Below are 24,551 nucleotides of genomic sequence, written 5' to 3'. Positions count from 1 at the left end.
CGGAATCGCTCACACCAGGTGGCGGTCGGTCGCCCAGCGGCTCAGTTCGCGGCGGTTGGAGAGCTGGAGCTTGCGCAGCACCGCGGCGGTGTGGGTTTCCACGGTCCGGGCGGAGATGGAGAGGCGGGCGCCGATCTCCTTGTAGGTGTAGCCGGCGCCCACCAGGCGCAGCACGTCCCGTTCCCGGCGGGTGAGCCGGTTGAGGTCCGGGTCCAGCCCGGGTGGCGCCTCGCCGCGGAACGCGTCCAGCACGAAACCCGCCAGGCGTGGCGAGAAGCACGCGTCCCCGGCCGCGACGCGCAGGATCGCGTCCAGCAGCTCCGGCCCCGTGACGGCCTTGGTCAGGTACCCCCGCGCCCCGCCCCGGATCACCGCGATGACGTCCGCCGCGACGTCCGACACCGACAACGCCAGGAACCGCACCTCGGGGTGGGTGACCCGCACCGACTCCAGCACGGCGAGCCCACCGCCACCGGGCAGGTGCACGTCCAGCAACACCACGTCGGGTTCCAACGCGCGGATGCCCGCCACGGCCGACGCGACGTCACCCGCCTCACCGACCACGTCCACACCCGCGCCCACCTCGGCACGCACCCCCGACCGCACCACCGCGTGGTCGTCCACCACGAAGACCCGCACCGTCACGCGCCCACCCCCGTCAACCGCAGCTCCACCTCGGTACCCTCCCCCGGCGCGGACCGGATCACCGCCGTGCCACCGTGCTGCCGCACCCGCAGCTCGATGGAATCACGGATGCCGCGCCGGTCGGCACCCGGCGACGCGGCCGGGTCGAAACCCCGGCCCCGGTCGCGGACCAGGGCGAAGACGTCGGAGTCGGTCACCTCGGCGAACACCGACACGTTCCGCACGTCCGCGTGCCGCGCGGCGTTGGCCAGCGCCTCGCGCACCGCGCCGACCACGGCCGCGGTGCGCTCGTCGAGCCGGCACGTGCCGACCGCGACCACCTCGACGGTGACGGCGAACCGGTCCTCGACGGCGGCCGCGGCGGCGCTGACCGCGGTCGCGAAGTCGTCGGGGTCGGCGGGCGGCGCGCCGTAGAGCCACGCACGCAGGTCGCGCTCGGTGCCGCGGGCCAGCCGCCGCACGTCGGGCTGGGCGGACCGCTTCTGGATCAACGTCAACGCCTGGAGCACCGAGTCGTGCAGGTGTGCGGCCACCTCGGCGCGGTGCTCCGCGCGCACCCGCGCGGCCCGCTCGCGGGCGAGGGTGCGGGTGGTCAGGAACAGCCACGGCAACGCCACCGCGCCCACCAGCACCACCGCGCCCGCCGCCAGCACCGACATCGACGCCACCGCCCTGGACAACCCGGTCGGCCACCGGCACACGACCAGCGCGGCCCACAGCCCGACACCCGCGGTCCAGGACGCGACCAGCACGCCTCGCCGGTGCAGCGACCTGGCCTCGCCCTCGGGCAGCCGCAACGACACCAGCACCGCCCACGGCCCCACCGCCAGCCCGACCACCACCAGCATCACCAGGGCCTGCACCGGCAGGCTCGGGCTCGGCGTGGTGGCCATCAGCCACAGCAGCCAGCACAGGCCGGCCGCACCGAGGCAACCCAGCAGAACCATCCAGTACGACCGGCCGCGCGTGTCCACGGTTCTAGGATGCGAAGAACACGTTGGCCGGCAACTGGTTTCGCGGGACGTCGGTGTTCAACGCGATCAGGTCGCCCAGCGAGTGCCGGAAGTCGACGCCGAACCGCTGACGCAGCAGGGGCAGCACCGGGTCGTTGAGGTGGAAGAACCGGTCACCGTCACGCAGCGCCTGGAACTGCCGCTGCCAGATCGCGAGTTGCAGTTCGCCGAACTCGGAACCGGCCGACGGCGGTTCGGCCGACATGCCGACGAACGCGTCCAGTGCCGACACGTCGCCGTACAGGGCCTTGAGCCGCGCCGCGGTGGTGGTGCGGCGCTCACCCCGCACGGCCGACGTCCGCGCCGCCTCGCCGTCCGGGTCGAGCACCGCGCCGTGCCGGTCGTAGAGCCGCACGAAGTCCAGCGAGTCCGGGTCGTCGACCTCCGCGCCCGGGGTCAGCTCCGGGTCGACCGGGAAGGACTCGGTCGCCTCGCCGGTGAGGGCCTGGAACGACGGCTTCGGCGCGAGCCCGTACGCCCGGCGAAGGTCGTTGTAGGAGGGCATCCCGTGGTCCCGTCCCCGTTCGACGTCGATGGCCGCGACGTCGAAGACGATCGTGCCGCAGGCGGGCACGCAGTCCGGTGCGCGCAGGGAGATGCTGCGCACGGCGTCGCCGACCAGCTCGTCGTTGCGTGCCTGCGGCCGGGTGGCGAGACCCTGGAGCAGCGGGCCGAGCTGGAGGCGTTCCACCAGGTCGGGGTTGAACACCAGCAGGCCGGGCGGCACGACCAGTTCCACGCGCCCCCGGTCGACGGGCGTCACCCGCACACCCGAGGCGCGCAACGCGTCCAGCACCTCGGCGGGGTAGCGCCCGGCGTCGGCGGTGACCACCACCTCGTTGCCGACCATGCTGTGCGCCCGGTAGCCGACCGTGGCGAACTCGTTGCCCAGCCCCGCGTCCACGTTCGGGCGGTAACCCCGGTACGGCGCGAGCCGGACGCCGAGGCTCGGCAGGAACTCCTGGTACGTGATGTGCTGCTGCGTCGCGATCACCACGCGCCGCGCCAGTTGGAACCGCTGCTCCTCGCCGAGCCACGCGGGCAGGAGTGACACCACGCGGTTGTGCTCGCGGGCGAACAACGTCTGCACGGCGAGCAGCGCGATGTTCTCGTTGGCCCGGATGTCGCCGGCGACGGCGAGGCGCGGCCCCACACCGACCGCCGCGTCCATCGGCGGCGCGGTCGCCGCATCACCCCGCGCATCGCGCCGGGGCAGCATGTCGCCGGGCATGAGCAGGCGTGCGCCGTTGTTGGAGAGGTCGCCGTCGACCGGGCCTTCCCGCATCCACTCCAGCCGTTCCGGCGTGCCCCCGTACACGGCGTACGCGTCGACGTAGGCGCTGATGGTGTTGACCTGCTCGCGCGGGCTCGTCACGCCGGTGCCCCCGACCACCCGGCTGCGGGAGAAGGGCACTATGTTGAAGTTGTTGGTGAAGCGCTCCATCGGGTCGTCGTTGTCGAACGGGATGGGGCCGCCGTCCCGAGCCGCGCCACGCAGGCCGAACGTGTGGTCCACGAACTGCCCCCACGCCGTGCTCCACTGGCTCACGCCCCGCGGGGAGAACAGGTCCTGCCCGCGGTCGTCGAACACCCGGTTGCTGATGCGCCGCGCGTTCGGCCCGTCGACCTGCGTGCCGACGCCGTCGGCGTACCGCGCGGGCGCCACCCGGGGGTAGGCGGCCCCGGCCCGGCCCCACTCCGGGTGCACCCGGTTGTTGCCGCTGCCGTCCAGGCTCTGGACCTCGAACGCGCCGAACCCCCGTGCCTCCGCCGCGCCCACGGCTAACAACTGCACACCCACCACGGCGACCGCTACCAGCGGCGCTCTCCTGCGAAGTGTCATGGGGACAGCGTCGGGCACCGCCGGTGCGGTCCACATCCGTGATCAGCCCGTGGAGATCCCGTAGGAACTGTCCTCAAAGCCGGAGCGCGACCGGACCTCCCCACCGGCACGGGGAGGACGGCGGCCGAGCAGGGCACCAACTATCAGGCAGGCTCCCTGAGAGTTTCGCGGGGCGGCGGCCTCCAGGATCGCCCCCGGCGCGGGGAGGCCGGCGGTGGGGCGAGGCGCTGATTTTCAGGCAGGCTCCCTGAAAGTTACAGCAGACAGGGGTCCACAGTGGAACGTCAAGGGGCCGCGGTCGGGGTCGGCTCCTCGACGTGGTCGGGACGGTCGACGGGCGACTTCCAGCTCAGGTACAGCAGCACCACGGCGAGGACCACCGGGAACAGCAGGAACACCCGTTGCAGCAGGAGGTCGTCGGTGCGGACGACGTGCGCTTCGTGGAACAACGCGTGCGACACCGAGAACAGCAGCAGGCCGATCAGCACCGCGCGGACGAACCTGCGCTCCGGGTAACGGATGCAGACCACCGTCACGGGCACGCACTGGAGCAGCGCCAGGCCGAAGTCACGCACCAGGTGCTCGTTGTAAGGCGGAAACATCGACACCCAGGCGTGGCTCGGCACCGGGAACGACCCGAAGAACCCCTCGGGGAACACGGCCGCCCACAACCCGGCTCCGGCCTGCCACGCGACCAACAACACGAAACCGGCCCGGAGCCAGGCTGTCACGGTACCTCCCGGGGACTCGACTGGGCACATCCGGAGAACTCCGGCGGGCGAGCGCCCCGCCGCGTCCGCGGGGCGCGACACCCGTCCCGACCTTTCATAGCCGCGCCGCCATCCCAAGTCAGCGCCGACACACCACATCACCCGAACGGGACCGGGCACCTCCCCCACCGGCGCAGCGGACGCCGCGTCGCCCGTAAGACTGCGGACGGCTCCGGCGGCGCGGTCACCCGGTCGAGACGCACGGCTCGGTTCTGAAGCGTCCGGAGTGGACGGTCGCGCGGTGCGGGTCCGGTGTGGACGAGCGGTCGCACCGCCGAAACCGGACGAACTGCCCACCGCGCCCGTTCGGCGGGCCGAATATTCCGGGTGACCAATAATTCCGGCGGAGCCCCGCACCGTAACCTCAACGGCGCATTGCCCGCGCAACCCTCGCCGGTATCGTGGTCGGAGTGGCGGACCGCCGTTGTCGCTCAGTTCTCGTTGCCCTGCTCATCGCACTGCCGGTCGGCACTGCCGGCTGCACCCCCGCGCCCCCGGAAGCCGTGAATCCGCCCGGTGGGCCGGGCGGCGGACTCGTGTACCAACTCCAGGATTACCCCGACGGGCGATTGGACGAAGTGGCCGCCACTCCGTCTCGTTTCGCTGTCGTGGACCTGGCCCGGGACGCCGACAAATCGTACTTCCAGGCGGAGGAGATCGCCCGGCTCAAGCAGTCCGGGAAAACCGTGCTGGCCTACTTCGAAATCGGGTCGATCGAGTCGTTCCGGCCGGATTACCCGGCGGTGCGCGCCGACCCGGCCGACCTGGTGCTCAACGAGTGGCCCGAGTGGCCCGGCGAGCACTTCGTCCGGTACTGGGAGCCGAGCTGGTGGGACCTGACCGTCCGGCCCCGGCTCGACCTCGCGCGCAACGCCGGGTTCGACGGCGTCTACCTGGACACGCCGCTCGCGTACGAGCAGATCGACCTCGACCTGGTGAACGGCCTCGACCGGACCGAGCTGGGCCGCCGGATGGTGGACCTGATCGTCCGGATCAGCGAGTACGCCAAACGCCCCGACCCCGCGTTCCGCGTGTTCCCGCAAAACTCGCCGGAATTGCAGGAGTTCCCCGGTTACCTCGCCGCCATCGACGGCATCGGCATGGAGGAGTTGTTCTTCGAAGCCACCGACGAGCCGTGCACGGCGGACTACTGCGACCCGAACCTGGCGGCCACCAGGGCACTCCGGGACGCGGGCAAGACGGTGCTCGCGGTCGACTACGCGACCGACCCGGAGAACATCGCGACCGCCTGCCGCCGCTACCGCGAGGAACGATTCGAGGGATATGTGACGGTGCGCGCGCTGGACCGGGTCAGCGCGCCGTGCCGGTGACCGCGAGAACACACCAGGCAAGGAGCGGAATGTGACGGACGGGTCGCGCGAACTGCGTCGGATCGGAATAGTCGGAATGGGTTACGTCGGCCTCACGCTGACCGCCGCGATGGCCAAGCGGGGGTACGAGGTGCACGGCGTGGACACCCAGACCGCGGTGCTGGACTCCCTGTCGCAGGGCCGTCCGCACATCTTCGAACCGGGCGTCGAGGAGGCGTTCGGCGAGTGGGTGAACAAGCGGATCTTCCTGTCGACGGAACTGCCCGACAACGGGGTGGACGCGGCGATCATCTGCGTCTCGACGCCGGTGGACCAGGACGGCCACGAGCCCTACCTGGACAACCTGGCCGCCGCCGCCGAGCACATCGCCAAGCGGTGCGCGCCGAACACCCTCGTGGTGGTCCGCAGCACCGTGCCGGTCGGCGCGACCCGGTCGGTCGTGCTGCCCCGCCTCAACGACGCGTGGGGCTCGGCCCGGCTGGTGATGGCGCCCGAGCGCACCATCCAGGGCCAGGCGCTGCGTGAACTGGTGGAGCTGCCGCAGGTCGTCGGCGGTCTCGACGACGAGAGCCTGGCGCTGGGCGTCGAGCTGTTCGGCGGGCTGGCCGCGCAGGTCGTGCCGGTGTCGAACCTGGAGACCGCGGAACTGGTGAAGCTCACCAACAACTGCCACACCGACGTCATCTACTCGTTCGGCAACGAGGTGGCGCGGATGACCGAGAGCTTCGGGCTGGACCCGCTGGAGGTGATCCGGGCGACCAACCTGGACTACCCGCGCCCGAACATCGCCAAGCCCGGCTACGTCGGCGGCGGGTGCCTGTCCAAGGACCCGTACATCCTGCTGTCCGCCGCCGGGCAGCGGGGTTACGAGCCGCCGCTGATCCGCGCGGCCCGGCAGGTCAACGAGGAGACGCCGGTGCACGTCGCGGACCGCGTGGTCGACCTGATGGGCGAGACCGCCGGCCGCACGCTGCTGGTGCTCGGCTGGGCCTACAAGGGCTGGCCTCCCACCGACGACATGCGCGGCACGCCGATCGCGTCGATGATGCCCGCGTTCACCGCCGCGGGGCTGCGGGTGGTCGGCCACGACCCGCTGGTGAGCGCCGAGGTGATCCGCTCGCACGGCGGTGAGCCGGTGGAGCTGGACGAGGGGTTCCGGGTGGCCGACGCGGTGCTGGTCATCACCGACCACCCCGACTACCGGGCGCTGGACGTGGACGCGGTGCTGCCCGGGTCCAACGTCGGCCTGGTCTACGACTCGTGGCGGGTGCTGGACGGTGACCGGGTCGCGGGCCACGGCGTCCGCTACGCGGGCCTGGGCTACGAGCGGGCGGCGTCGTGAAGGCGTTGATCCTGGGCGGTGCGGGTTTCATCGGCCTGCACCTGGCCCGCAGGCTGCTGGCCGACGGCCACGAGGTCGTCATCGTGGACGACTTCTCGCGCGGGCGCGACGACCCCGACCTGGCCCGGCTGGCGGCGCCGGTGGTCTCCGCCGACCTCACCGACCCGGCCGCGTACGCCGCGCTGCCCGACGACGCCGACCACGTGTACCTGCTGGCGGCCGTCGTCGGCGTCCGCAACGTGGAGCGGGACCCGGAGCGCGTGGTGCGGGTCAACACGCTCGCCGTGCTGAACACGCTGGCGTGGATCAAGCCGCACCAGAAGCTGTTCTTCGCCTCCACCAGCGAGACCTACGCGGGCGGTGTGACGCGGGGCGTGGTGCCCGTGCCGACCGCGGAGGACGTGCCGCTGCTGGTGGAGGACGTCACCGCGCCGCGGTTCGCCTACGGCATCAGCAAGATGCTCGGCGAGGCGGCGGTGGTGCACACCGCGCGGGCCAAGGGCTTCCCGGCGGTGGTCGGCCGGTTCCACAACGTCTACGGCTCCCGGATGGGCGCGGACCACGTGATCCCGGAGCTGTCCCTGCGGGCGCTGCGGCGCGAGGACCCGTTCCGGGTCTACGGTTCCGACCAGTTCCGGGCGTTCTGCCACGTGGACGACGCGGTGGAGGCGGTGGTGCGCCTGATGGCCGCCGACGACGCCGCGGGCCGCATCGTCCACATCGGCAACGACTCGGTCGAGACCAACATCGGCGAGCTGACCGAGCTGGTGCTGAAGCTGGCCGGGCACGCGCCCGAGCTGGAGCGGGTGGCCGCGCCGCCCGGCTCGGTCGCCCGCCGCTGCCCGGACCTGGGCCTGCTGCGGGAGTTGACCGGTTTCGAACCCTCGGTGCCGCTGGAGGAAGGCGTCCGGCGGACCTTCGAGTGGTACCGGGAGCACGCGAGCTGACGGTACGGCGCTCGCCCCCGACCGCCCACCGCGGTCGGGGGCGAGCGCGCCATCGCGTCGACCGGACACGGCGGCGGAAGTACCGGGTGCGCTGAGGGGTGCGGCGGCGTCGGGTCGACCGAGCGCGGCTGCGGGGCAGGCGGAGTCGCTGGGGGCGGGTCCACCGGGGGCGCGGTGGCCGGGGCGCGGTGGCCGGGGCGCGGTGGCCGGGGCGCGGTGGCCGGGGCGCGGTGGCGGGGGCGGGATCACCGGGGGCGGGATCACCGGGGGCGGTGCGGGGCACCGGGTCGCCGGTGGCCGGGTGAGTGCCGGCCGGAGCGGTCCGGGGTGGGTGGGTGGAACAGCCGGGGCACGCGGCCGTTCCACCCGCTCATCGTCACCCGGCCGACGCCCACAGGTCGCGGATCGAGGCCCGGAGGTCCCGGCGGGGTGACCAGTCGAGCGCCGAGCGGGCGCGGGTCAGGTCGGCCGCGATCCAGTCCACCGCGCGTGAGCGCGCGGGGGCGGCGTCGGACTCGACGATGCGACCGGCGAACCCGGCCGTCTCGGCGAGCAGGCCGACCGCCGTCCGGACCGGCACCGCGACGCCGCTGCCCACGTTCAGCACCGGGCCCGGCGGGTCGGTCGCCAGCGCGGCACTGGCGACCGCGTCCGCCACGTCGTGCACGTCGACGAAGTCGCGACGCGCGCCCAGCGGGCCGAGCCGGACCTCCTGGCCCGGTTCCCGCAGGGCGGACCGGACGGCCGTGGCCGCCCGGCCGAGGACGGTGCCCGCGGGCAGGCCCGCCCCGATCGGGTTGAACACCCGCAGCACCACGGCGTCCAGCCGACCGGCGGCGACGGCCGCGCGCACCAGCGAGGTGCCGGCCAGCTTGGTGATGCCGTAGGGCGCGACCGGGTGCTCCGGCGTGTCCTCGGTGACCGGCACGCCCTCGGGCACGACCCCGTACTCGGCGGCGGACCCGAGGACGACCAGCCGGGCGGCGGGCGCGGCCGCGGGGATGGCGTCGAGCAGCCGGGCGGTGCCCGTCACGTTCGCCGCCACCAGTTCCGCCAGGGTTCCGTCGAGCAATCCGACGCAGTTGACCACCACGTCCGGCGCGGTGTCCGCGAGCAGCGCGGCCAACTCGTCCGGACCACCCGACACGAGGTCGTGCCGCGCCCAGCCCGCGTCGTCCGGGGCCGACCGCCCGACCTTCACCACCTCCACGCCGCCGAGGTGGCCGGCGAGGGCATCGGCCACCTTCCGGCCGAGGTAGCCCGTCGCGCCGAACAGCAGCGCCCGGCGCACCGTCACGACACCGCCCCGAGCGGGGTCTTCTCCCGCGCGTTGGGCAGCAACGCCGACCGCACCTGGTCGAAGCAGCGGTTGGCCTCGTCGTAGTCGTCGGGCCGACCGATGTCGAGCCAGTAGCCGTCGAACTCGAACGCGGCGGGCGCACGACCACGCGCCAGCAGGTCGAGCACCAGCTCGTCGAGTCCGAAGGGGACGTTCGCCGGGTACGGCTCCAGCGTCTCGCGGGACATCGCGTAGACGCCCATGCTGACGCCGTAGGCCAACTCGGGCTTCTCCACGAACTCCACGATCCGGCCGCGCTCGGTCTCCAGCGTGCCGAAGTCGATCTTCACCTTGCGCCGGTAGGTCGCGACGGTCAGCGGCGCGTCGGTGGAGACGTGGTGCGCGAGCAGGGCCATGTAGTCCAGGTCGGTGAGCACGTCCCCGTTCATCACCAGGAACTGCTCGGGCAGCCGGTCCAGGAAGTTGAGCAGCGGCCCGATGGTGGACAGCGGCTTGTCCTCCTCCGCGTAGTCGACCTCGATGCCCCACCGGGAGCCGTCGTTGACGAACGCCCGGATCAACGAGCCGAGGTGGCCGATCGCCAGGGTCACCCGGTCGAAGGAGTGTGCACGCAACTGTTGCAGGATGATGTCGAGGATCGCGTACTCCTCGCCGATCGGCACCAGCGGCTTGGGCAACGTGGTGGTGTAAGGCCGTAGTCGGACTCCTCGTCCACCGGCGAGTATCACCGCGTGCATTCGAGTTTCCCTTCTGTCATCGGTAGTGCCGCACCTGCCCGACGCTCCGGTGGAGCGCCGCGAGCAGGAGGATCGACAGGGCCGCGCAGCAGCCCAGGAACACCGGCACGTCCCCGTGCCGTCCGTCGGCGAGCGCCACCAGCAAGACGTCGGCCGGGAGCACCGCGACCAGGCAGGCGACCGCCCACCCGGGACCGCCGGTGCGGATCAGGACGAAACCCAGGAAGAACGCGCCGCCGAGCACGACGTGCGCGTCGATCAGCAATGCGCCGGGCACGGTCAGCTCGCCGCTCCACCGCAGCGCGGCCAACAACACCAGCGCGAGCGCGCCGAGCACCACCAGGCACGTCGCCAGCTCGCGCAGCAGCAACCGCCACATCGCGCGGTGGAACAGCGCGGGCGAGGCGCAGCGCCGCAGCAACCGGCTCGCCTGCTCGAACATCCGGTGCACCCGCCACTCGACCGCGCCCATGCCCGCCACGAGCGGCGTCACGCCGACCGCGAGGTCCAGCGGCCCGATCACGTACCGCATGTCGGCGTGCAGCAGGAAACCCGCGCACAGGGCCGCGTACACCATGCCGGGCAACGCGCCCAGCACCAGTTCCCGGACCGGCGGGACGCGGGAGACCCCGCTGGCCTCGACCGCCGCGCCCGCGCGGTGCGCGGCGGTCAGCGCCGCCGCCACCGAGATCACGCCCAGCGCCAGCACCGTGACCACCAGCCCGTCGGCGAAACCGGTCAGCAGGTGCAGCAACCCGCCGATGGCCGCGGGCAGCATGGCGGCGAGCAGCCACGCCTCGCGGCGGTGGAACACCAGGATGCCCGCGGCGACCTGGAAACCGGTCTGCGCCAGCACGAACAGCACGAGCGTGGTCCCACCGCCGTGCCACCGCGCGATGAGCAGCGCGCCGGCGAACGCCGGGGCGAAACCCGCGCAGTTGAGCAGCAGCAACGTCCGCGCCGCCGCCCGGCGCGCGCCCGCGCCGACCATCCGGTGGGCCACCCAGCTCGTGCCCGCTCCCCAGATCCAGCCGGTCGTCGTGGCGAACACCAGGCCGTACAACATGTCCTCCGCGCCCAGGACGGCGAGCACGGCCGGGTAGACGACGCTCGGGATGAGGTACACCAGGCCGTGCACGACGTCCTGCCACCACGGCCGGGACGGCGGCGGCGCCTCGGCTTCCGGTTCGGCCGCGGGTTCGGCCTTCAACGACGCGTACACCTCGTGCGCCAACTCGAACACGTCGGCCATGCCGTACTCGTCGACCGCCGCGTCGTCGGTGACCCCCTGGCTCTCCAGGACCGCCGCGACCTGGAGTTCGTCCACCGGGTCGGGCAGCAGCGGCCGGACGTGCCCGACCAGGTCCTCCACCGTCACCCGGGCCTCCCCACGAGCGCCAGTTCGGCGTACCTGGCCTGGTAGCTGTCGTTCCAGCGCTGGAGGGTGAAGTGCTCCAGCACGCGCTGCCGGGCCATCCCGCCGAGCCGCTGCCGCAGCTCGGTGTCGGTGAGCAGCCGGAGGCACGCGCGGGCGACGGCCTCGTGGTCACGCGGCGGCACGACGAACCCGGCCTCGCCGACGGCCTCGGGCACTCCCCCGACGTTCGTGCACACCGGCGGCCGGCCCGTCGACATGGCCTCCACCAAGGAGAACGGGAAACCCTCCGAGATGCTGGTGAGCGCGACCACGTGGCCCGCGTGGTAGGCGTCGACCTGGCTCGGCACGCGGCCCTCGAACACCGCCGCCCCGGTCAGGCCCAGTTCTTCGACCAGGCGGACGCAGCCCGCGTGGTAGCCCTCGTTGGCGACGGTGACCGGGCCGAACATGCGCAACCGCGCGTCCGGTAACTCGGCACGCACCAGGTGGAACGCCCGGATCAGCGTGTGCAGGTCCTTCAGCGGGTCGATCCGGCCGACGAACACGATCGTCGGCTGCTCCGGTTCGCCGACCGCGGCCGGGAAGTCCTCCGGGTCGATGCCGTTGTACATGGTGCGCATCCGCGCCTCCTCGGCGCCGTTGCGGAGCTGCCACCGGCGGTTGTAGCCGGAGTGCGGTGCGAGCATGTCGCAGGTGCGGTAGGCCGCGCCGGCCAGCGCTCGGTGGAACGCGAGCAGGATGCGCTTCACCCGGCGCGGCACGTCCTCGTGCAGCACGGCCAGGTAGCGCTCGCGGAGGTAGACGCCGTGCTCGGACATGAGGATCGGCGTGCCGTGCGCCCACTTCGCGGCCAGGGCGACCAGCGCGCTCAACCCGTTCATCGCGAGGTGGCACACGTCCACCCGGATCGGTGGGTGGAACAGCGGGCGCAGCATGTGCTCCAGCAGGTCGGCGACCAGGACCGCCTCGTGCAGCGGCAGCGGTTCGCCGTCCGCCTCCGCGGTCACGGCGATGATCCGGTCGACCGCGTCGTTGGACATCAGCGCCGCGCCGACGTCGGTCGTGCGCCCGGCTTCGAACAACGCACGCAGGGCCGCGGTGAACGCCTCGGCGCTGTCCGCGGTGTGCGGGATGAACGACCGCAGGAACTCCTCGTGGAGCCCGGCGAACTTCTTCGGCTTCCGGCGCGCGTGGCGCGCGCGTCTTCCCCACAGCGGCAGGTTCACCACCTCCACGAGGTTGTCCGGCAGCTCCCACGTCGGGCGCTCCGCGCCGTCCACGGTGAGCGCGACGACGGTGAACGCGTGCTCCGGCATCCCTCGGACCAGTTGGTCGCACCACAGGCTCACCCCGCCGGGGTGGAAGGGGTAGGTGCCCTCCGCGATGAGCGCGATGCGGGTCCTGGTGTCCGCCGGGTGGCCGGAGCCGGCCGTCGGACGCACCTCGTAGGTCGTCATCGGGCGGGTTCCGTCTGCACGACGACCCGCTGCCCGGCCGTCAGCCCGATCCTGGCCACCGCGTCCGAGCCGTACGTCTCCGCCTCGTCCGCCGACTTCCGGTCGGCCTCGGTCACGGGCCTGGTCGCCGCGCCGGTCAGGAACAACGCGCCGTTCTTGGTCGGCGTGTAGGCGACCGTGCCCGCGGCGCGGTTCCACACCGCGTCCTGCCGGGCCGCGAGTTCCGCGAAGTGCGCCGTGCGCGCCTCCACGTAGCCCGCGAGGGTCAGCCAGTCGGGGTTCTTCAGCGGCACGGCGAAGTAGGCCGCGTACTTCGCCACCGTCGCCTCGATCCAGTCGAACGTGAGGCTGCGGCCGGGCGCGTACTCGCGGACGTTGCCCTGGTGCAGCGTGTGCGCGTACGCGGACCCGCTCATCAGGTGCAGCGCGGCGATCTCCGCCTCGGTGTCGATGATCTCGTCGTAGGTCAGGTCCCGGTCGCCGTGCTCGGGGTCGCTGCCCGAGCGGCCGTACTCGGCGTTGAACAGGATCGCCTGCTCCTCGGGGTCGGTCGCCTCGAACGCGATCGACGTCGGCCAGTCCGGCACCACGAACACCTCGCGGCGCAACGGGTGGTCGATACCGCAGTTGACGCAGGGCGGCCGGTGCGCGGCGAACGACATGTTGCCCTGCACGTAGCGGACGCCGACGTCGCGCGCGGCGTCGAGCAGCGCCTGGTTCGACCCGGTGAGGCCGAAATCGGTCGGCGGACCGGTGCCGTCGCCGTCCCGGTGGTAGACGCCCAGCCCGGAGTATTCGGGCGTCTTGAGCACGGTCGGCGGCACCGGCAGCCCCGCGTCGGCGGCGAACTCCAGGTTCCGCTGGATCTCTTCCCGGTTGACCTGGTACGGGGTGTTGTTCATCTGCGGGTGCGTCGCGGTGTGGTTGATCCACCGGAACTCGTCGACCAGGAACTTGGAGCAGCCGCTGAGCGAATCGGGTGTGCCGGTGTCGTCGCACGTGGCGGGCGCGTCGGCCGTGAGCCTGCTGCCGTTGAAAGGCAGGTTGAGCTTGAACCCCGCGGCCTGCGGGTGGCGTTCGCCCAACCGGTCCTGCGCCTCGGCGGCGGCGACGGCGTCCCGGGCTTCGAGCCGGTACAGACCCGTGCCGCCGTCCGGGTACTTCCGCATGGTGACGTTGAACCAGTCGTCGATGTCGACCGAGAACCAGTGCCGCTGCTCGCCGAGCACGACACCGCGCGTCGCCCAGTGCAGCAGGCCGCGGCTGAGCAGCAGCTCCGGGATGGAGCCCACGCCCGTGGAGAACGTGAGCGCGAGCCGTTCCCGGCCGTCCGGGTCGCGGACGGCCACCGCGACCGCGTCGTCACCCGCGGCCAGCAGGGTCTCGGCGGCGCAGCCGGGCGCCACGCCCGCCCGGTAGAGGTACGAGCCGGTGAGCGGGATGCTCGCGTCCGGCTTGAGGTCGTCGAAGACCGCCCGGCCGGCGGGGGTCACCGCGAGCGGCACCGGGGTGTCGCCCACGGAGACCTCCCCGCGCGGGCGCAGGCAGTAGTCCTCCGGTTCGGTCGCCGGCGACGCGTTCAGCGCGACCTGCCGGACGCCGTACTCCCGCTCGTACGCCCACAACGCGTTCCACTGCGCGGTGTCGACGTCGCTGGAGTACGTGCCGTCCGGGCGGGCGCGCAGCAACGTGTTGCTGGTCAACAGGATCGCGTTGTACCGCCCGACGCCGTCCGGTCGGACGAGCCGGTCGGCGGTGATCTGCTCCGCGCCCGCGAAGAGCACGTCGTACGGGGTCCCGGCCCGGTCCAGCACCGAGCGCCACGTCTCCAGGCCGAAGTCGTCCGGCCCGGTGGCGATCACGAGCTGCCGCAACGCCACCAGGTCGCCCCGGCGAGCGGGGCCCTGGTCCGCGACGCGGACCGGGACCAGCCGCTTGGCGGCGACGACCAGCGGCACCGCCGCCGGCCGGCCCCCGCCCGCTCCGTCCTCGATGGACGGACTGGTCGCGGTGATCACGCCGATCGCGAGCGCGAGCACCACCAGCAGCGGTACGCGGGCGCGGGAACCGAACCGGGACAACCTCATCGGCGCGGGACCGCCGTGGCCACGACCTGCTTGCCCGCGGTGATCGGGACCCGCGTGACGCGGTCGCTGCCGTAACCCTGGGTCTCACCCGACGACGAGGTCACGCCGGTCAGGAACAACGACCCGGTCGTGCCCGGTGTGTAGGTGACGGTGTTCTTCGCCTTGTTCCACACCGGATCGCGCTTCGCGTTCAGCTCGGCGAAGTGCGCGGTCCGCGCGTCCACGTACTTGGCGAGGGTCGGCCAGTCCGGGTTCAGCAGCGGCACCTGGTACCGGGCGCTGTACTTGGCGACGACCGCCCGGAGCCAGTCCGAGGTGAGGCTGCGGCCGGTCGCGTACTCCCGCAGGTTGCCCTGGTGCAGGGTGTGCGCGTAGGCCGAACCGGACATCACGTGCTGGAGCGCCACTTCCGCCTCGTAGTCCACCATCTCGGTGTAGTTGAGGTCGTGGTCGTGGAACGGGAACTTGCCCTTGGGACCGTAGAAGCTGTTGTAGAACAGCGTCTGCTCGGCGGCGGCCGTGGTGTGGTAGCCGATGTTGGTCGGCCAGTCCGGCACGACGAGCAGCTCCGGGCGCAGCGGGTGCCGGATGCCGCAGTTGAAGCAGTTCGGCTGGTGGCTGGGGAACGACATGTTGCCGTGCAGGTACCGCACGCCCGCGTCCTTGGCCGCCTCCAGCAGTTCCTTGTTGGACTTGGCGAGCCCGAAGTCCGTCGGCGGGTCGGTGTCCGGCGCGTCCGGGTCCGGGTTGTACACGCCGAGGCCCGAGTAGGCCGGGGTCTTGAGCACGTTGGTCGGCACGGTCAGCCCGGTGTCGCGGCCGATCTCCAGGTTCTCGGCGATCTCCTCGTAGCTCTCGTCGTAGTCGGTGAAGTTCAGCTCCGGGTGGGTCACCGTGTGGTTGAGCCACCGGAAGTTCTTCGACAGGCAGCGCGAGTAGCTGGTGAGCGGGTCGGGCGTGTCCTCGTTCGAGCACTGCGACGGGGCTTCCCCGTCGATGCCGTCCCCGTTGTAGGGCAGGTTCAACGTGAAGCCGGCCGCCAGCGGGTAGTCGGCGCGCAGCTTGCGCTGCTGCGCGTCCGCCGCCGCCGCGTCCGTGCCGGACGCCCGGAAGCCGGGTTCGGTCTCCAGGTGCCCGTCCGGGTAGAGGTGGTCGGTGTAGTTGAACCAGTCGTCCACGTCGACGTTGACCCAGTGCCGGAACTCGCCGACCAGCACGCCCCGGGTGGCCCAGCGCAGCAGGCCGTAGCCCAGCAGGTCGGTCTGCGCCAGGTTCTGGTCGGAGGTGAAGGTCAGCGCGGCGCGCTCACGGCCGTCGGCGGCGGTGCTCGTCACGCCCACCACGTACTGCCCGATGGTCAGCAGCGGCTCGGCCGCGCAGTTCGGCGCGAGGGTCGAGCGGTAGACGTACGAGTCGGTGATCGGGATGCTCGCGTCGGTCTTGAGGTAGTCGAACAGCTTCCCACCGGCGCCGGTGAGCGCGGCGGTGTACTTCTTGGCGGAGTCCTCCGCGCCGGGCCGCAGGCAGTAGTCCTCGGGGAACGTGCCCCACGACGTGAACAACGACACCTGGCGGACCTTGTGCGTGGCCTCGTAGTTCCAGAGGACCTGCCACTCGACGTCGTCGAAGCCGCTGACGTACTGGCCGCCGCTGAGGTGCAGCAGCGCGTTGTCGGTCAGCAGGATGGCGTTGTAGCGGCCGACGCCGTCGGGGCGGACCAGCCGCTCCGCGGTCAGCCGCTCGTCCTTGGCCAGCAGGACGTCGTAGGGCGAGCCGACCCGGTTGAGCACGGCCTTCCACGTGGGCAGGCCGAAGTCGGCGGCGTCCAGGCCGATCACCAGCGGGCGCAGCGCGACCTCGTCGGCGGCGCGCTTGGCGGGCGCGGCGGTGGGCAGCGCCCCGTTGCGCGCGACACCGCGCGCCGGTGGTCGGGCGGGTGCAGGGCGGGCGACCTCACCGCGGACCACACCGTGCCGGTGGTGTCTTCGGGGGTCCGCCTGGGCGGCCGTCGCCGGCAGCAGCACACCGGCCACGGCGAGGGCCGCCACGAGTAATGATCCGATCCGCTTCACACGCGCAGAATGCGACACCAAGGCATAACCCTTTCAAGTAGTCCCGGAATCTCCCACGGCGGTGGACACCGAGCGGCGACCTGCACCTGCTCGTCCGCCTTCCCAGTCATCCCGCGAGCAGCTTCGAGGCCCACACCGGAAGCACCTTCCACAACCGATTGCGATCCACCCGGTAGCCGCATTTTGCGGTTCCCGGTGGGGGCTCGCCGGACCCGCACCGCCCGGACACCGCCCCCATACCCTCCCCGAGGAGCCTGGGACATACAACAGTCAAGGTAGACGGGCCGCTTCTACCACCGGTACCGCAATTCGTGCGAAACAGTTTCCGCACCGGAGCAGTCGGCGGAGCGCCGAACGGCTCACACCGAACCGCCCACCCCGATAACCATCCGGACCACTTATCCGCGCGACCCGGAATAAAGTCCTCGGCCAACCCCGCGCCGGCTCGACCGGTGCCGGCCGGCCGAGTGCCATTCGAGTGCGGCACCCCCGGTAAAGCGCACCCCTTGAGACCACCCGCGCAGCCCGTAGATGAGCACCCCTCTACCCTGCCGGCGGCCCACGATGCGGACGTTTTCGCCCGACGCGCCGGGTCCCGAAATACGCGGAGCCGGCCCGCTTGGCACAAGCGCGTCGATGCGGTCTCGCCGGTGCCGCGCACCGGGAACGCGGTCGACGGCGGACCCGGTGCGGAGGACACCGATGGTCTCCGACCGAAAGCCTTACGAGCCCGATCGGTGCGCCGCGGAACCGAGCGGCGCGGCGCCCCCGGCCGGTCGGGGTTCCTCCCGACCGGCCGGGCGCCGGACACCCGTGGCGCGGTGCGCCGACGCCGAGCGGACTTTCCGTCGACGGCGGCGCGAGCGGCGGCGGCAGCGGCGTGGTGGCGGCGGCTCGCGGCGGCTACGCGCGGGTGGCGGCGTTCTTCGCGTGGTCAGCCCGTGGTGCGGGGCGACCGGTTCATGCACCACACGGGCGGTGCACCGTCGGGCAGGCGCACCTCGGTGGTCACCTCGAAACCGAGCCGGCGGTACAGCCGCACGTTCCGGTCCGTCGAGGTCTCCAGGTAGGCGGGCGACCCGGCCGCGTCGGCGGCGGCGAGGCCGGGGCTGATCACCGCGGTGCCCAGCCCCCGACCCTGGCGGTCCGGTCGCACGGCGACGGAACCGAGGAACCACACCGGCTCGGTGGGCCGGTGCGGGCCCAGCAGCTGCTCGGTGCGGGCCGCCGCGGCGGCCTGCTCGCCCGCCAGGTCGGCGACCTGCTCGACGATCGGCCCGAAGGCCGCCGCCGCGTCGGTCTCCGGTGTCGTCCACACCGCGACCGCGTCGCGGTCATCGGTCACCCACACCGCACCGTGTGCCAACCCGACGTGGGTCAGGAACAACCGCTGCGTTTCGCGCACCCTGCGCTCGTGGTCGTCCGCGGCCACCAGGTGCCGGATGAACGGGGACCACACGAACGCGGCGGTCAACACCTCCACTGCTGCTTCTACGTCATCAGGGGTCGCACGTCGGACCTCAACCATGATCATCACCATACAGGTGGGCCCGCGAACGCCCGCAGCGGACATACCGGACAAGGTGTCCGAGGCCATGAGTTTGTGTCGACAACTTCTTCATCGGGAACCCCGAAGTGACGCGGAGGCCACTTTCCTGTCGATTCCCTGGTCATCAAGTGAGGAACAGCGCCGGCCATTCGAGACGGGCGACCGGGCGCGTCTCGAAAGGCCCGCCGGCCCCTTCACCGCCGTTACACCCGCTCACCCGGTCGTCGGAGGTGCGGCGATTACCCGGGGTCGCGGGCGCACTCGCGGTGTTTGCCCGCGGACGCCGCCCGGCGGGGTCGGCCGGCGGTTTCACCCCGATGCCGGCACGCGTGCCGCCACGCGTCACGAGAATCCGGCGAGCGACTTTCACCGCACCGGGGATTCCCCGCACGCGCCGGGGCGGGCGGGGGTCGCCGGGGATTCCCGGCACGCGTCGGGGCGGGCGGAGTGCGGGGGATTCCCGGTGCGCGGCCGAGTCGGGCGGACCACCTGGGGATTCCCGGCGCGCGCCGACGCGGACGGGGCGCTGGGATTCGCGGCGTGCGTCGGGCCACGCGGGGCGCGTCGGGCAGGACAGGGCGTACGCCGGTGCCGGCGGAGCGCGCATCCGGCCAGGCGGGGCGCGTAGGGGCCGGGCGCGGGACGCATCGGGCCGGACGAGGCGCACGCCGGTGCCGAACGAGGCGCACGCCGGTGGCGAACGGGGCGCACGCCGGGCCGCGCGTGCGTCGGTGTCGGCGGGGCGCGCGCCGGCACCGAACGGAGCCGCCGCGAGCGCTGCGGGCGACCCCGCGGCGACCGCGGCGATATTCGCTTCGACACCGCGTCGGCCTGGGCTACGATCCCTCGCGACCAACCAGAACACTCCGGGCGGCGACGCCCTGGAAAGCAGGATTTTCATGCCCCGGCTCGCGCCGAGCGTGCCTCACCACCGCACCTCGGCCTGCTGCTGACGTCGAGCGCCCGGCGCTGCGACGCCCCCGGCATCGGCTGACCCACCGGTGCGGATCTCGGCCGCCCCGCGCGGCCCGTTCCCGCGGTGAGACCACCGCTCGGCCTGCTCCTGACCGGCCAACCTGTACGACGTACTGGCTTAGGAGTATTCCGGGTGTCCAACACCAATCCCCCTTCACCCAGCACCGGCTCGCGCACGGAGACGTTCACGTGCGTGCGGTGCGGGCGCACCGTCGGCGCGTTCACCCCGGACGGGCTGCGGCGCAACCACTGCCCGAGCTGCCTGCACTCGCGGCACGTCCACGACCACGTCGAGGGCGGCCCGTCGGAGTGCTTGTCGCGCATGTCACCGATCTCCATCGCCGTCCCGCGTGACGGCGACTGGAAGGTGATCCACCGCTGCACGCGGTGCGACGAGCTGACCGCGAACCGGGTGCAGGTGGACGACAACCAGCTGATCCTCATGCGGCTGGCCGTCCGACCGCTCGCACAACCGCCGTTCCCGCTCGAAGTGTTCGGCGAGTTGTGAGGTGAACCGTGCCACGACGCAACCCGGCTAGTGCCGACCGGCGCGTCCAGCGGCGCAAGGAGCGGGTCCCGCGCGGGGACGCGTTCCGCTGCGCCGGCTGCCGCGCCGACGTGCCGTTCCACGCGCCCGGCACGGCGCACCGCAACCACTGCCCGCAGTGCCTCACCAGCCTCCACGTGGACCGCCGGGTACCCGGCGACCGCGCGGCCGGCTGCGGCGGGCGGATGGAGGCGCTGAGCCTGTCGACCCGACCGGACGGTGAGTGGCTGCTCATCCACCACTGCCTGGTCTGCGGCGAGCTGAGCGCGAACCGGATCGCGGGTGACGACAACCCGCTGGTGCTGCTGAGGATGGCGGTGCGCCCGCTGTCCGACAGCCGCGTCCCGGCACGGGCGATGCTCGTGCTGTGACCGACCGGTCCGGGGTCCCGGTGCGCCGGGACCCCGGACCGCTGCTCCGGCAGGGCCGGGGTCGCGGCAGAGCCGGTCGACCCCGGGGTGCTCGCGCAACCGTTCCGACGGGTCCGCGATCCCGGCCCCGGTCACCCGATCGTGGGTGGCCGGGGTGCGGAGCACGCGGTGGTTGCCCAGACTGGCGGCGTTCACGGGTTGTGTCGCCGCCGGGGAGGACCGTTGACCGAGCTGAGCGGGAAGACCGTCGTCATCACGGGCGCCGCGCGCGGGCTCGGCGCGGAGGCCGCCCGGCAGGCGGTGGCGGCCGGTGCGCACGTCGTGCTCACCGACGTGCTGGCCGACGAGGGGCGGGCCACCGCTCGGGAACTGGGCGAACGGGCCGCGTTCCAGCCCCTCGACGTCACGTCGGAGCAGCAGTGGGGCGAGGTGCTGGACTTCACCCGGCACCAGTTCGGCGGCGTGCACGGGTTGGTCAACAACGCGGGCGTGTCGACCGGTCAGCCGCTGGCGGACGAGAGCGCCGAGCACTTCCGCAAGGTGCTGGAGATCAACCTGGTCGGCGTGTTCCTCGGCATGAAGGCCGTCATACCCGACCTCCGGGCCGCGGGTGGCGGGTCGATCGTCAACGTCTCGTCCGCGGCCGGCCTCATGGGGCTCGCCCTGACCGGCAGCTACGGCGCGTCGAAGTGGGGCGTGCGCGGGCTGACGAAGATCGCCGCGGTCGAGCACGGCACCGACCGCATCCGCGTCAACTCGGTGCACCCCGGCATGACCTACACCCCGATGACCGCCGACGTCGGCATCCGGCGCGGCGAGGGCAACTACCCGAACACCCCGATGGGGCGGGTCGGCGAGGCGCCCGAGATCGCCGCCGCGATGGTCTTCCTGCTCTCCGACGCGGCGTCCTACATCACCGGCGCGGAGCTGGCCGTCGACGGCGGCTGGACCACCGGGCCGACCGTCCGCTACGTGCTGGGGCAATGAGCTGGAGGCGGCTGTGGACCGACACCTGGTGACGCGGATCGGCGCGGGCCTCGCGTGCGCGGTCGTGATCGGGGCCTGCACCCCGAGCGACACCGCGACCGGCGGCGCACCCGCGCCCTCGACGTCCGCTTCGGCGGCGGCGTCGACCGCGGCGCTGGAGCAGGGCTACGAGAAGGTGGTGCACGACACCCTGCCGTCGGTGGTGCAGATCAACACCAGGGACGGCCTCGGCTCGGGCGTGCTGTACGACGACAAGGGCCACATCGTCACCAACGCCCACGTCGTCGGCACCGCGACCGAGTTCCAGGTCGCGTTCGCCAACGACAGCACGCCGCACTCGGCGACGCTGGTGGCCAGCCACCCGCCGGAGGACCTGGCGGTCATCAGGGTGGACGGCCCGCTGCCGTCCTCGCCGGCGCGGTTCGGCGACTCGGGGCAGCTGCGGGTGGGGCAGCTCGTGCTGGCCATGGGCAACCCGCTGGGCCTGTCCAGCAGCGTGTCCAACGGCATCGTCTCGGCGCTGGGCCGCACCGTCTCCGAGCCGAGCGCGGGCGGTGTGCCGGGCACGACCATCACCGACCTGATCCAGACCTCCGCGCCCATCAACCCCGGCAACAGCGGTGGCGCGCTGGTCGACATGAGCGGCGCGGTGATCGGCATCCCGACGCTGGCCGCCACCGACCAGCAGCTCGGCGGCGCGGCGCCCGGGATCGGCTTCGCGATCTCGGTCAACACCGTCAAGCGCATCGCCGACCAGATCGTCCGCGACGGCAAGGTCACCGACTCCGGCCGCGCGGCGCTGGGCATCACCGGCCGCACCGTGATCGACCGCGGGCGCAAGGGCGTCGGTGTCGGCGTGGTCTCCGTGCAGGACGGCGGCGCGGCGCGGCAGGCGGGCATCCGGCCCGGCGACGTGGTCACCAAGCTCGGTGACACCGCCACCCCGACCATCGCCGACCTCAACCGGGCGCTGGCCGCGCGCAAGCCGGGCGAGCGCGTGCGGGTCGAGGTGCTGCGCGACTCGGGCACCACCACCCTCGACGTCACCCTCGGCGAGCTGTGACCGCCCGCCCGGTCACTCCACTGTGGATCTTCACCGCACCCGGAATCCCGATCATCAAAGGGAAATTCGATCAGTGCGCCGGCTCACGGTGGGCCGGCTCACCCGTGATCCGGGATAAGAACCGGCCGGGTCGCGCGTTCCTCTACATAGGATGGATCCGCCAGTCCTCGGAGGAAATGAGAGTGATGAGCAAGTCGACCCGAACCAAGGCCGTCGCCCGGTACGTCGCGGCACCGCTGGGCATCCTGCTGTCCGGTGTGCTCGTGCTGTTCGCATCGCAGGCCGCGTTCTCCGCGCAGACCTCGACGCAGTCGAACACCTGGAGCACCGGCACGATCAACCTGACCAACGACCACGAGGGTCAGGCGGTGTTCGCGGTCGACAAGCTCGCGCCGAACACGGGTGAGAGCCAGGAAGTCGTCGTCAAGTACACGGGTGACTACCCGTCGGACATCCGGATGTTCGCCACGTCCCCGGTCGAGCCGACCGGCGCGCTGGCCCGCAACATCACGCTGAACATCCAGCGCGGCACCGGCACCGGCGCGTCGTTCACCGCGGACCAGAACGCGCGGTGGACCGGCACCCTCGCCGAGTTCGACGCGATCGGCGCGTACGCCAACGGCGTGCTCGGCTACCAGACGCCCGGCTCGGTCGACAAGACCTTCCGGATCTCGTACAACTTCGCGCCGACCGGCGACACCTCGGGCCTGATGGGCCAGCACACCGGCGTCACGTTCACCTGGGCCGCCGAGACCATCGCGGCTTCCTGACCGGACCCGGAGAGCCGAGGGCCGACCGATCAGACATCGCGAGAGCACCGCGCGGCAGCCCGCCGAGACCTGGCCGTTCGTGGCCGGGCAGGCGGTCTGCCGCGCGGTGCTCGGCGCTGTGGTCGGCCTCGTGCTGTGGTCCGTGCTGCCGCTGTTGATCGGTTGGCAGAGCACGGCCGTCGTGTCCGGCTCGATGACGCCGCGCATCGACCGCGGTGACGTCGTGGTGGCGTCGCCGATCACCGGCGACGAGGTCGCCGCCGGGCAGATCGTCCTGTTCGCCGATCCGGGACCGAACGACCGGACGCTGCTGCACCGGGTGCTCACGGTGAACACCGACCGGACCCTGGTGACGAAGGGCGACGCGAACGCGTCGCCGGACCCCACCCCGGTGCCGGCGGAGAACGTGCGCGGCCTGGCACGCCTGCGCATACCGTGGGCGGGCCTGCCGGTGACCTGGGTCAACGAGGGCCGCTGGCTGCCGCTGCTCGCCACCGCGGGCGTGTTGTCGCTGCTCACGGCGGGCGCGTTCGGCCGGGGGCCGCGCACCACGCGGCAGGCCGTGGCCGCCGGGACGGCGCTGGTCGTGCTGGTCGTCGTCGGTGTGACGACGGCGCGGGCCGGTTTCGTCGCCACCACCGGGACCGCCGCGAGCTGGAAGACCGCCGCCCTGCCCGCGTACCCGTCGGCCGTGCTGGCCGACAAGCCGCAGTATTACTACCGCCTCGAGGAGACCGCCGGGCCCACCGCCAACGACTCGTCCGGCAACGGCTACCACGCGCAGTTCCGGGGCTCGCCGCAGTACGGCGTGCCCGGCGCGCTGACCTCCACCCCGTCCGCGAAGGCCGCGGCGTTCCCGTCGAACACCGCCATCGGCTTCACGACCACGACCGCGCGCCCGGTGTCCTCGGTGTTCACCTGGGAGGCGTTCATCAACGCCGACTACCGGTCGACGGAGGGCACGCTGTCCCAGTTCGTGGCGGCGGGCAGCTCGGCGAGCTACCGCGTCGTGCTGGTCGGCGGCGAGATCGCGTTGCAGGAGACCGCCACGTCGGGCGCGATGACCCTCGCGTCGGGCTACCTGACCAACAGCACGTGGCAGCACGTCGCGATCGTGGTGACGTCGAGCACCGCGCAGGTGTACGTGAACGGCAAGTCCAGCCCGGCGGTGCCGCTGCGCGCGCCCGGCCACTCGGTGCCCGCCTCGACCGTGTCCTTCGCCGGGGCGGAGGGCACGCCGGCGGGCCGGCCGTACCTCGGCGCGCTGGACGAGGTCGCCATCTACCCGCGTGCGTTGACGGGTGCGCGGATCCAGGCGCACTACAACGCCCGCTGAGCGGGTTCCGAATTTTCTTCACCTCCGGTCC

The 24,551-nt window shown here is 72.5% G+C and carries 20 protein-coding genes; 9 read left to right on the top strand and 11 right to left on the bottom strand.

Going from position 1 to position 24,551, the window contains the following annotated elements; genetic code table 11:
- Positions 1 to 9 precede the first annotated feature (9 nt).
- From KZQ38_RS13010 to KZQ38_RS12995, 4 genes are all read right to left on the bottom strand, one after another.
- The gene (locus tag KZQ38_RS13010) at positions 10 to 645 is read right to left on the bottom strand and encodes a response regulator (protein ID WP_219441566.1); all 636 of its coding nucleotides are present in this window, start codon (positions 643 to 645) and stop codon (positions 10 to 12) included.
- Entirely contained in the window at positions 642 to 1,619 is a 978-nt protein-coding gene (locus KZQ38_RS13005; RefSeq protein WP_219441564.1) for a sensor histidine kinase, read from the bottom strand. Before KZQ38_RS13005 ends, KZQ38_RS13010 begins: the two co-directional genes overlap by 4 nt.
- Positions 1,620 to 1,623: 4 nt before the next feature.
- Entirely contained in the window at positions 1,624 to 3,501 is a 1,878-nt protein-coding gene (locus tag KZQ38_RS13000; RefSeq protein WP_219441562.1) for a peroxidase family protein, read from the bottom strand.
- A gap of 284 nt (positions 3,502 to 3,785) precedes the next feature.
- On the bottom strand, positions 3,786 to 4,232 hold the full coding sequence (locus KZQ38_RS12995; protein WP_219441560.1) for a hypothetical protein: 447 nt from the start codon (positions 4,230 to 4,232) through the stop codon (positions 3,786 to 3,788).
- Positions 4,233 to 4,774: 542 nt separating this feature from the next.
- Between KZQ38_RS12995 and KZQ38_RS12990 the strand changes: the two genes are divergently transcribed.
- From KZQ38_RS12990 to KZQ38_RS12980, 3 genes are read left to right on the top strand one after another with little or no spacing between them, the layout of a single operon-like run.
- Positions 4,775 to 5,602 (top strand): glycoside hydrolase family 191 protein, encoded by an 828-nt coding sequence (locus KZQ38_RS12990; RefSeq protein ID WP_308258368.1) that lies wholly within the window; start codon positions 4,775 to 4,777, stop codon positions 5,600 to 5,602.
- Positions 5,603 to 5,633: 31 nt separating this feature from the next.
- Positions 5,634 to 6,944: a nucleotide sugar dehydrogenase gene (locus KZQ38_RS12985; protein ID WP_219441558.1), complete on the top strand. Its 1,311-nt coding sequence runs from the start codon at positions 5,634 to 5,636 to the stop codon at positions 6,942 to 6,944.
- Positions 6,941 to 7,891, top strand: coding sequence for an NAD-dependent epimerase/dehydratase family protein (locus KZQ38_RS12980; RefSeq protein ID WP_219441556.1), 951 nt, complete (start codon positions 6,941 to 6,943; stop codon positions 7,889 to 7,891). Before KZQ38_RS12985 ends, KZQ38_RS12980 begins: the two co-directional genes overlap by 4 nt.
- Positions 7,892 to 8,267: 376 nt before the next feature.
- Here KZQ38_RS12980 and KZQ38_RS12975 read toward each other — a convergent pair whose 3' ends face one another.
- From KZQ38_RS12975 to KZQ38_RS12945, 7 genes are all read right to left on the bottom strand, one after another.
- Positions 8,268 to 9,188: an NAD-dependent epimerase/dehydratase family protein gene (locus KZQ38_RS12975; RefSeq protein ID WP_219441554.1), complete on the bottom strand. Its 921-nt coding sequence runs from the start codon at positions 9,186 to 9,188 to the stop codon at positions 8,268 to 8,270.
- Complete coding sequence (locus tag KZQ38_RS12970; RefSeq protein ID WP_219441552.1) at positions 9,185 to 9,928, bottom strand: nucleotidyltransferase family protein; 744 nt, start codon at positions 9,926 to 9,928, stop codon at positions 9,185 to 9,187. Before KZQ38_RS12970 ends, KZQ38_RS12975 begins: the two co-directional genes overlap by 4 nt.
- A 16-nt stretch (positions 9,929 to 9,944) precedes the next feature.
- Entirely contained in the window at positions 9,945 to 11,306 is a 1,362-nt protein-coding gene (locus tag KZQ38_RS12965; RefSeq protein ID WP_219441551.1) for a hypothetical protein, read from the bottom strand.
- On the bottom strand, positions 11,303 to 12,763 hold the full coding sequence (pelF, locus tag KZQ38_RS12960) for a GT4 family glycosyltransferase PelF (RefSeq protein ID WP_219441549.1): 1,461 nt from the start codon (positions 12,761 to 12,763) through the stop codon (positions 11,303 to 11,305). The genes KZQ38_RS12965 and pelF overlap by 4 nt, the downstream gene beginning before the upstream one ends.
- Positions 12,760 to 14,850 carry an Agd3-related carbohydrate-binding protein gene (locus KZQ38_RS12955; RefSeq protein WP_219441547.1) on the bottom strand — a complete coding sequence of 697 codons (2,091 nt, stop codon included), beginning with the start codon at positions 14,848 to 14,850 and terminating at the stop codon, positions 12,760 to 12,762. Before KZQ38_RS12955 ends, pelF begins: the two co-directional genes overlap by 4 nt.
- Positions 14,847 to 16,922 carry an Agd3-related carbohydrate-binding protein gene (locus tag KZQ38_RS12950; RefSeq protein ID WP_308258367.1) on the bottom strand — a complete coding sequence of 692 codons (2,076 nt, stop codon included), beginning with the start codon at positions 16,920 to 16,922 and terminating at the stop codon, positions 14,847 to 14,849. Before KZQ38_RS12950 ends, KZQ38_RS12955 begins: the two co-directional genes overlap by 4 nt.
- A 934-nt stretch (positions 16,923 to 17,856) precedes the next feature.
- Positions 17,857 to 18,450 carry a GNAT family N-acetyltransferase gene (locus tag KZQ38_RS12945; RefSeq protein ID WP_257901219.1) on the bottom strand — a complete coding sequence of 198 codons (594 nt, stop codon included), beginning with the start codon at positions 18,448 to 18,450 and terminating at the stop codon, positions 17,857 to 17,859.
- A gap of 1,129 nt (positions 18,451 to 19,579) precedes the next feature.
- On the opposite strand from KZQ38_RS12945, the gene KZQ38_RS12940 reads away from it, so the two are divergent.
- The 6 genes from KZQ38_RS12940 to KZQ38_RS12915 all read left to right on the top strand — a co-directional run bounded on the left by KZQ38_RS12940 (position 19,580) and on the right by KZQ38_RS12915 (position 24,520).
- Positions 19,580 to 19,954 carry an RNHCP domain-containing protein gene (locus KZQ38_RS12940; RefSeq protein ID WP_219441541.1) on the top strand — a complete coding sequence of 125 codons (375 nt, stop codon included), beginning with the start codon at positions 19,580 to 19,582 and terminating at the stop codon, positions 19,952 to 19,954.
- Positions 19,955 to 19,962: 8 nt separating this feature from the next.
- Positions 19,963 to 20,364, top strand: coding sequence for an RNHCP domain-containing protein (locus tag KZQ38_RS12935; RefSeq protein ID WP_219441539.1), 402 nt, complete (start codon positions 19,963 to 19,965; stop codon positions 20,362 to 20,364).
- 222 nt (positions 20,365 to 20,586) lie between these two features.
- Positions 20,587 to 21,351 carry a glucose 1-dehydrogenase gene (locus KZQ38_RS12930; RefSeq protein WP_219441537.1) on the top strand — a complete coding sequence of 255 codons (765 nt, stop codon included), beginning with the start codon at positions 20,587 to 20,589 and terminating at the stop codon, positions 21,349 to 21,351.
- 13 nt (positions 21,352 to 21,364) lie between these two features.
- Complete coding sequence (locus KZQ38_RS12925; RefSeq protein WP_308258366.1) at positions 21,365 to 22,414, top strand: S1C family serine protease; 1,050 nt, start codon at positions 21,365 to 21,367, stop codon at positions 22,412 to 22,414.
- A gap of 185 nt (positions 22,415 to 22,599) precedes the next feature.
- Complete coding sequence (locus tag KZQ38_RS12920; protein ID WP_219441535.1) at positions 22,600 to 23,184, top strand: hypothetical protein; 585 nt, start codon at positions 22,600 to 22,602, stop codon at positions 23,182 to 23,184.
- 79 nt (positions 23,185 to 23,263) lie between these two features.
- A complete protein-coding gene (locus KZQ38_RS12915; RefSeq protein ID WP_219441533.1) occupies positions 23,264 to 24,520 on the top strand; it encodes a signal peptidase I in 1,257 nt (418 codons plus the stop codon).
- The last annotated feature ends 31 nt before the right edge of the window (positions 24,521 to 24,551 follow it).

Source organism: Saccharothrix obliqua (assembly GCF_019375475.1).
Classification (GTDB): domain Bacteria; phylum Actinomycetota; class Actinomycetes; order Mycobacteriales; family Pseudonocardiaceae; genus Actinosynnema; species Actinosynnema obliqua.
The sequence above is the reverse complement of the archived record's forward strand: the minus strand, read 5'-3'. Positions and strand labels throughout refer to the sequence as shown.

Coding starts and splice junctions, on each gene's coding strand:
- KZQ38_RS13000 (WP_219441562.1), bottom strand. CDS start 3,501: ATGACACTTCGCAGGAGAGCGCCGCTGGTAGCGGTCGCCGTGGTGGGT.
- KZQ38_RS12970 (WP_219441552.1), bottom strand. CDS start 9,928: ATGCACGCGGTGATACTCGCCGGTGGACGAGGAGTCCGACTACGGCCT.
- pelF (WP_219441549.1), bottom strand. CDS start 12,763: ATGACGACCTACGAGGTGCGTCCGACGGCCGGCTCCGGCCACCCGGCG.
- KZQ38_RS12955 (WP_219441547.1), bottom strand. CDS start 14,850: ATGAGGTTGTCCCGGTTCGGTTCCCGCGCCCGCGTACCGCTGCTGGTG.
- KZQ38_RS12945 (WP_257901219.1), bottom strand. CDS start 18,450: ATGGTTGAGGTCCGACGTGCGACCCCTGATGACGTAGAAGCAGCAGTG.
- KZQ38_RS12920 (WP_219441535.1), top strand. CDS start 22,600: ATGAGCAAGTCGACCCGAACCAAGGCCGTCGCCCGGTACGTCGCGGCA.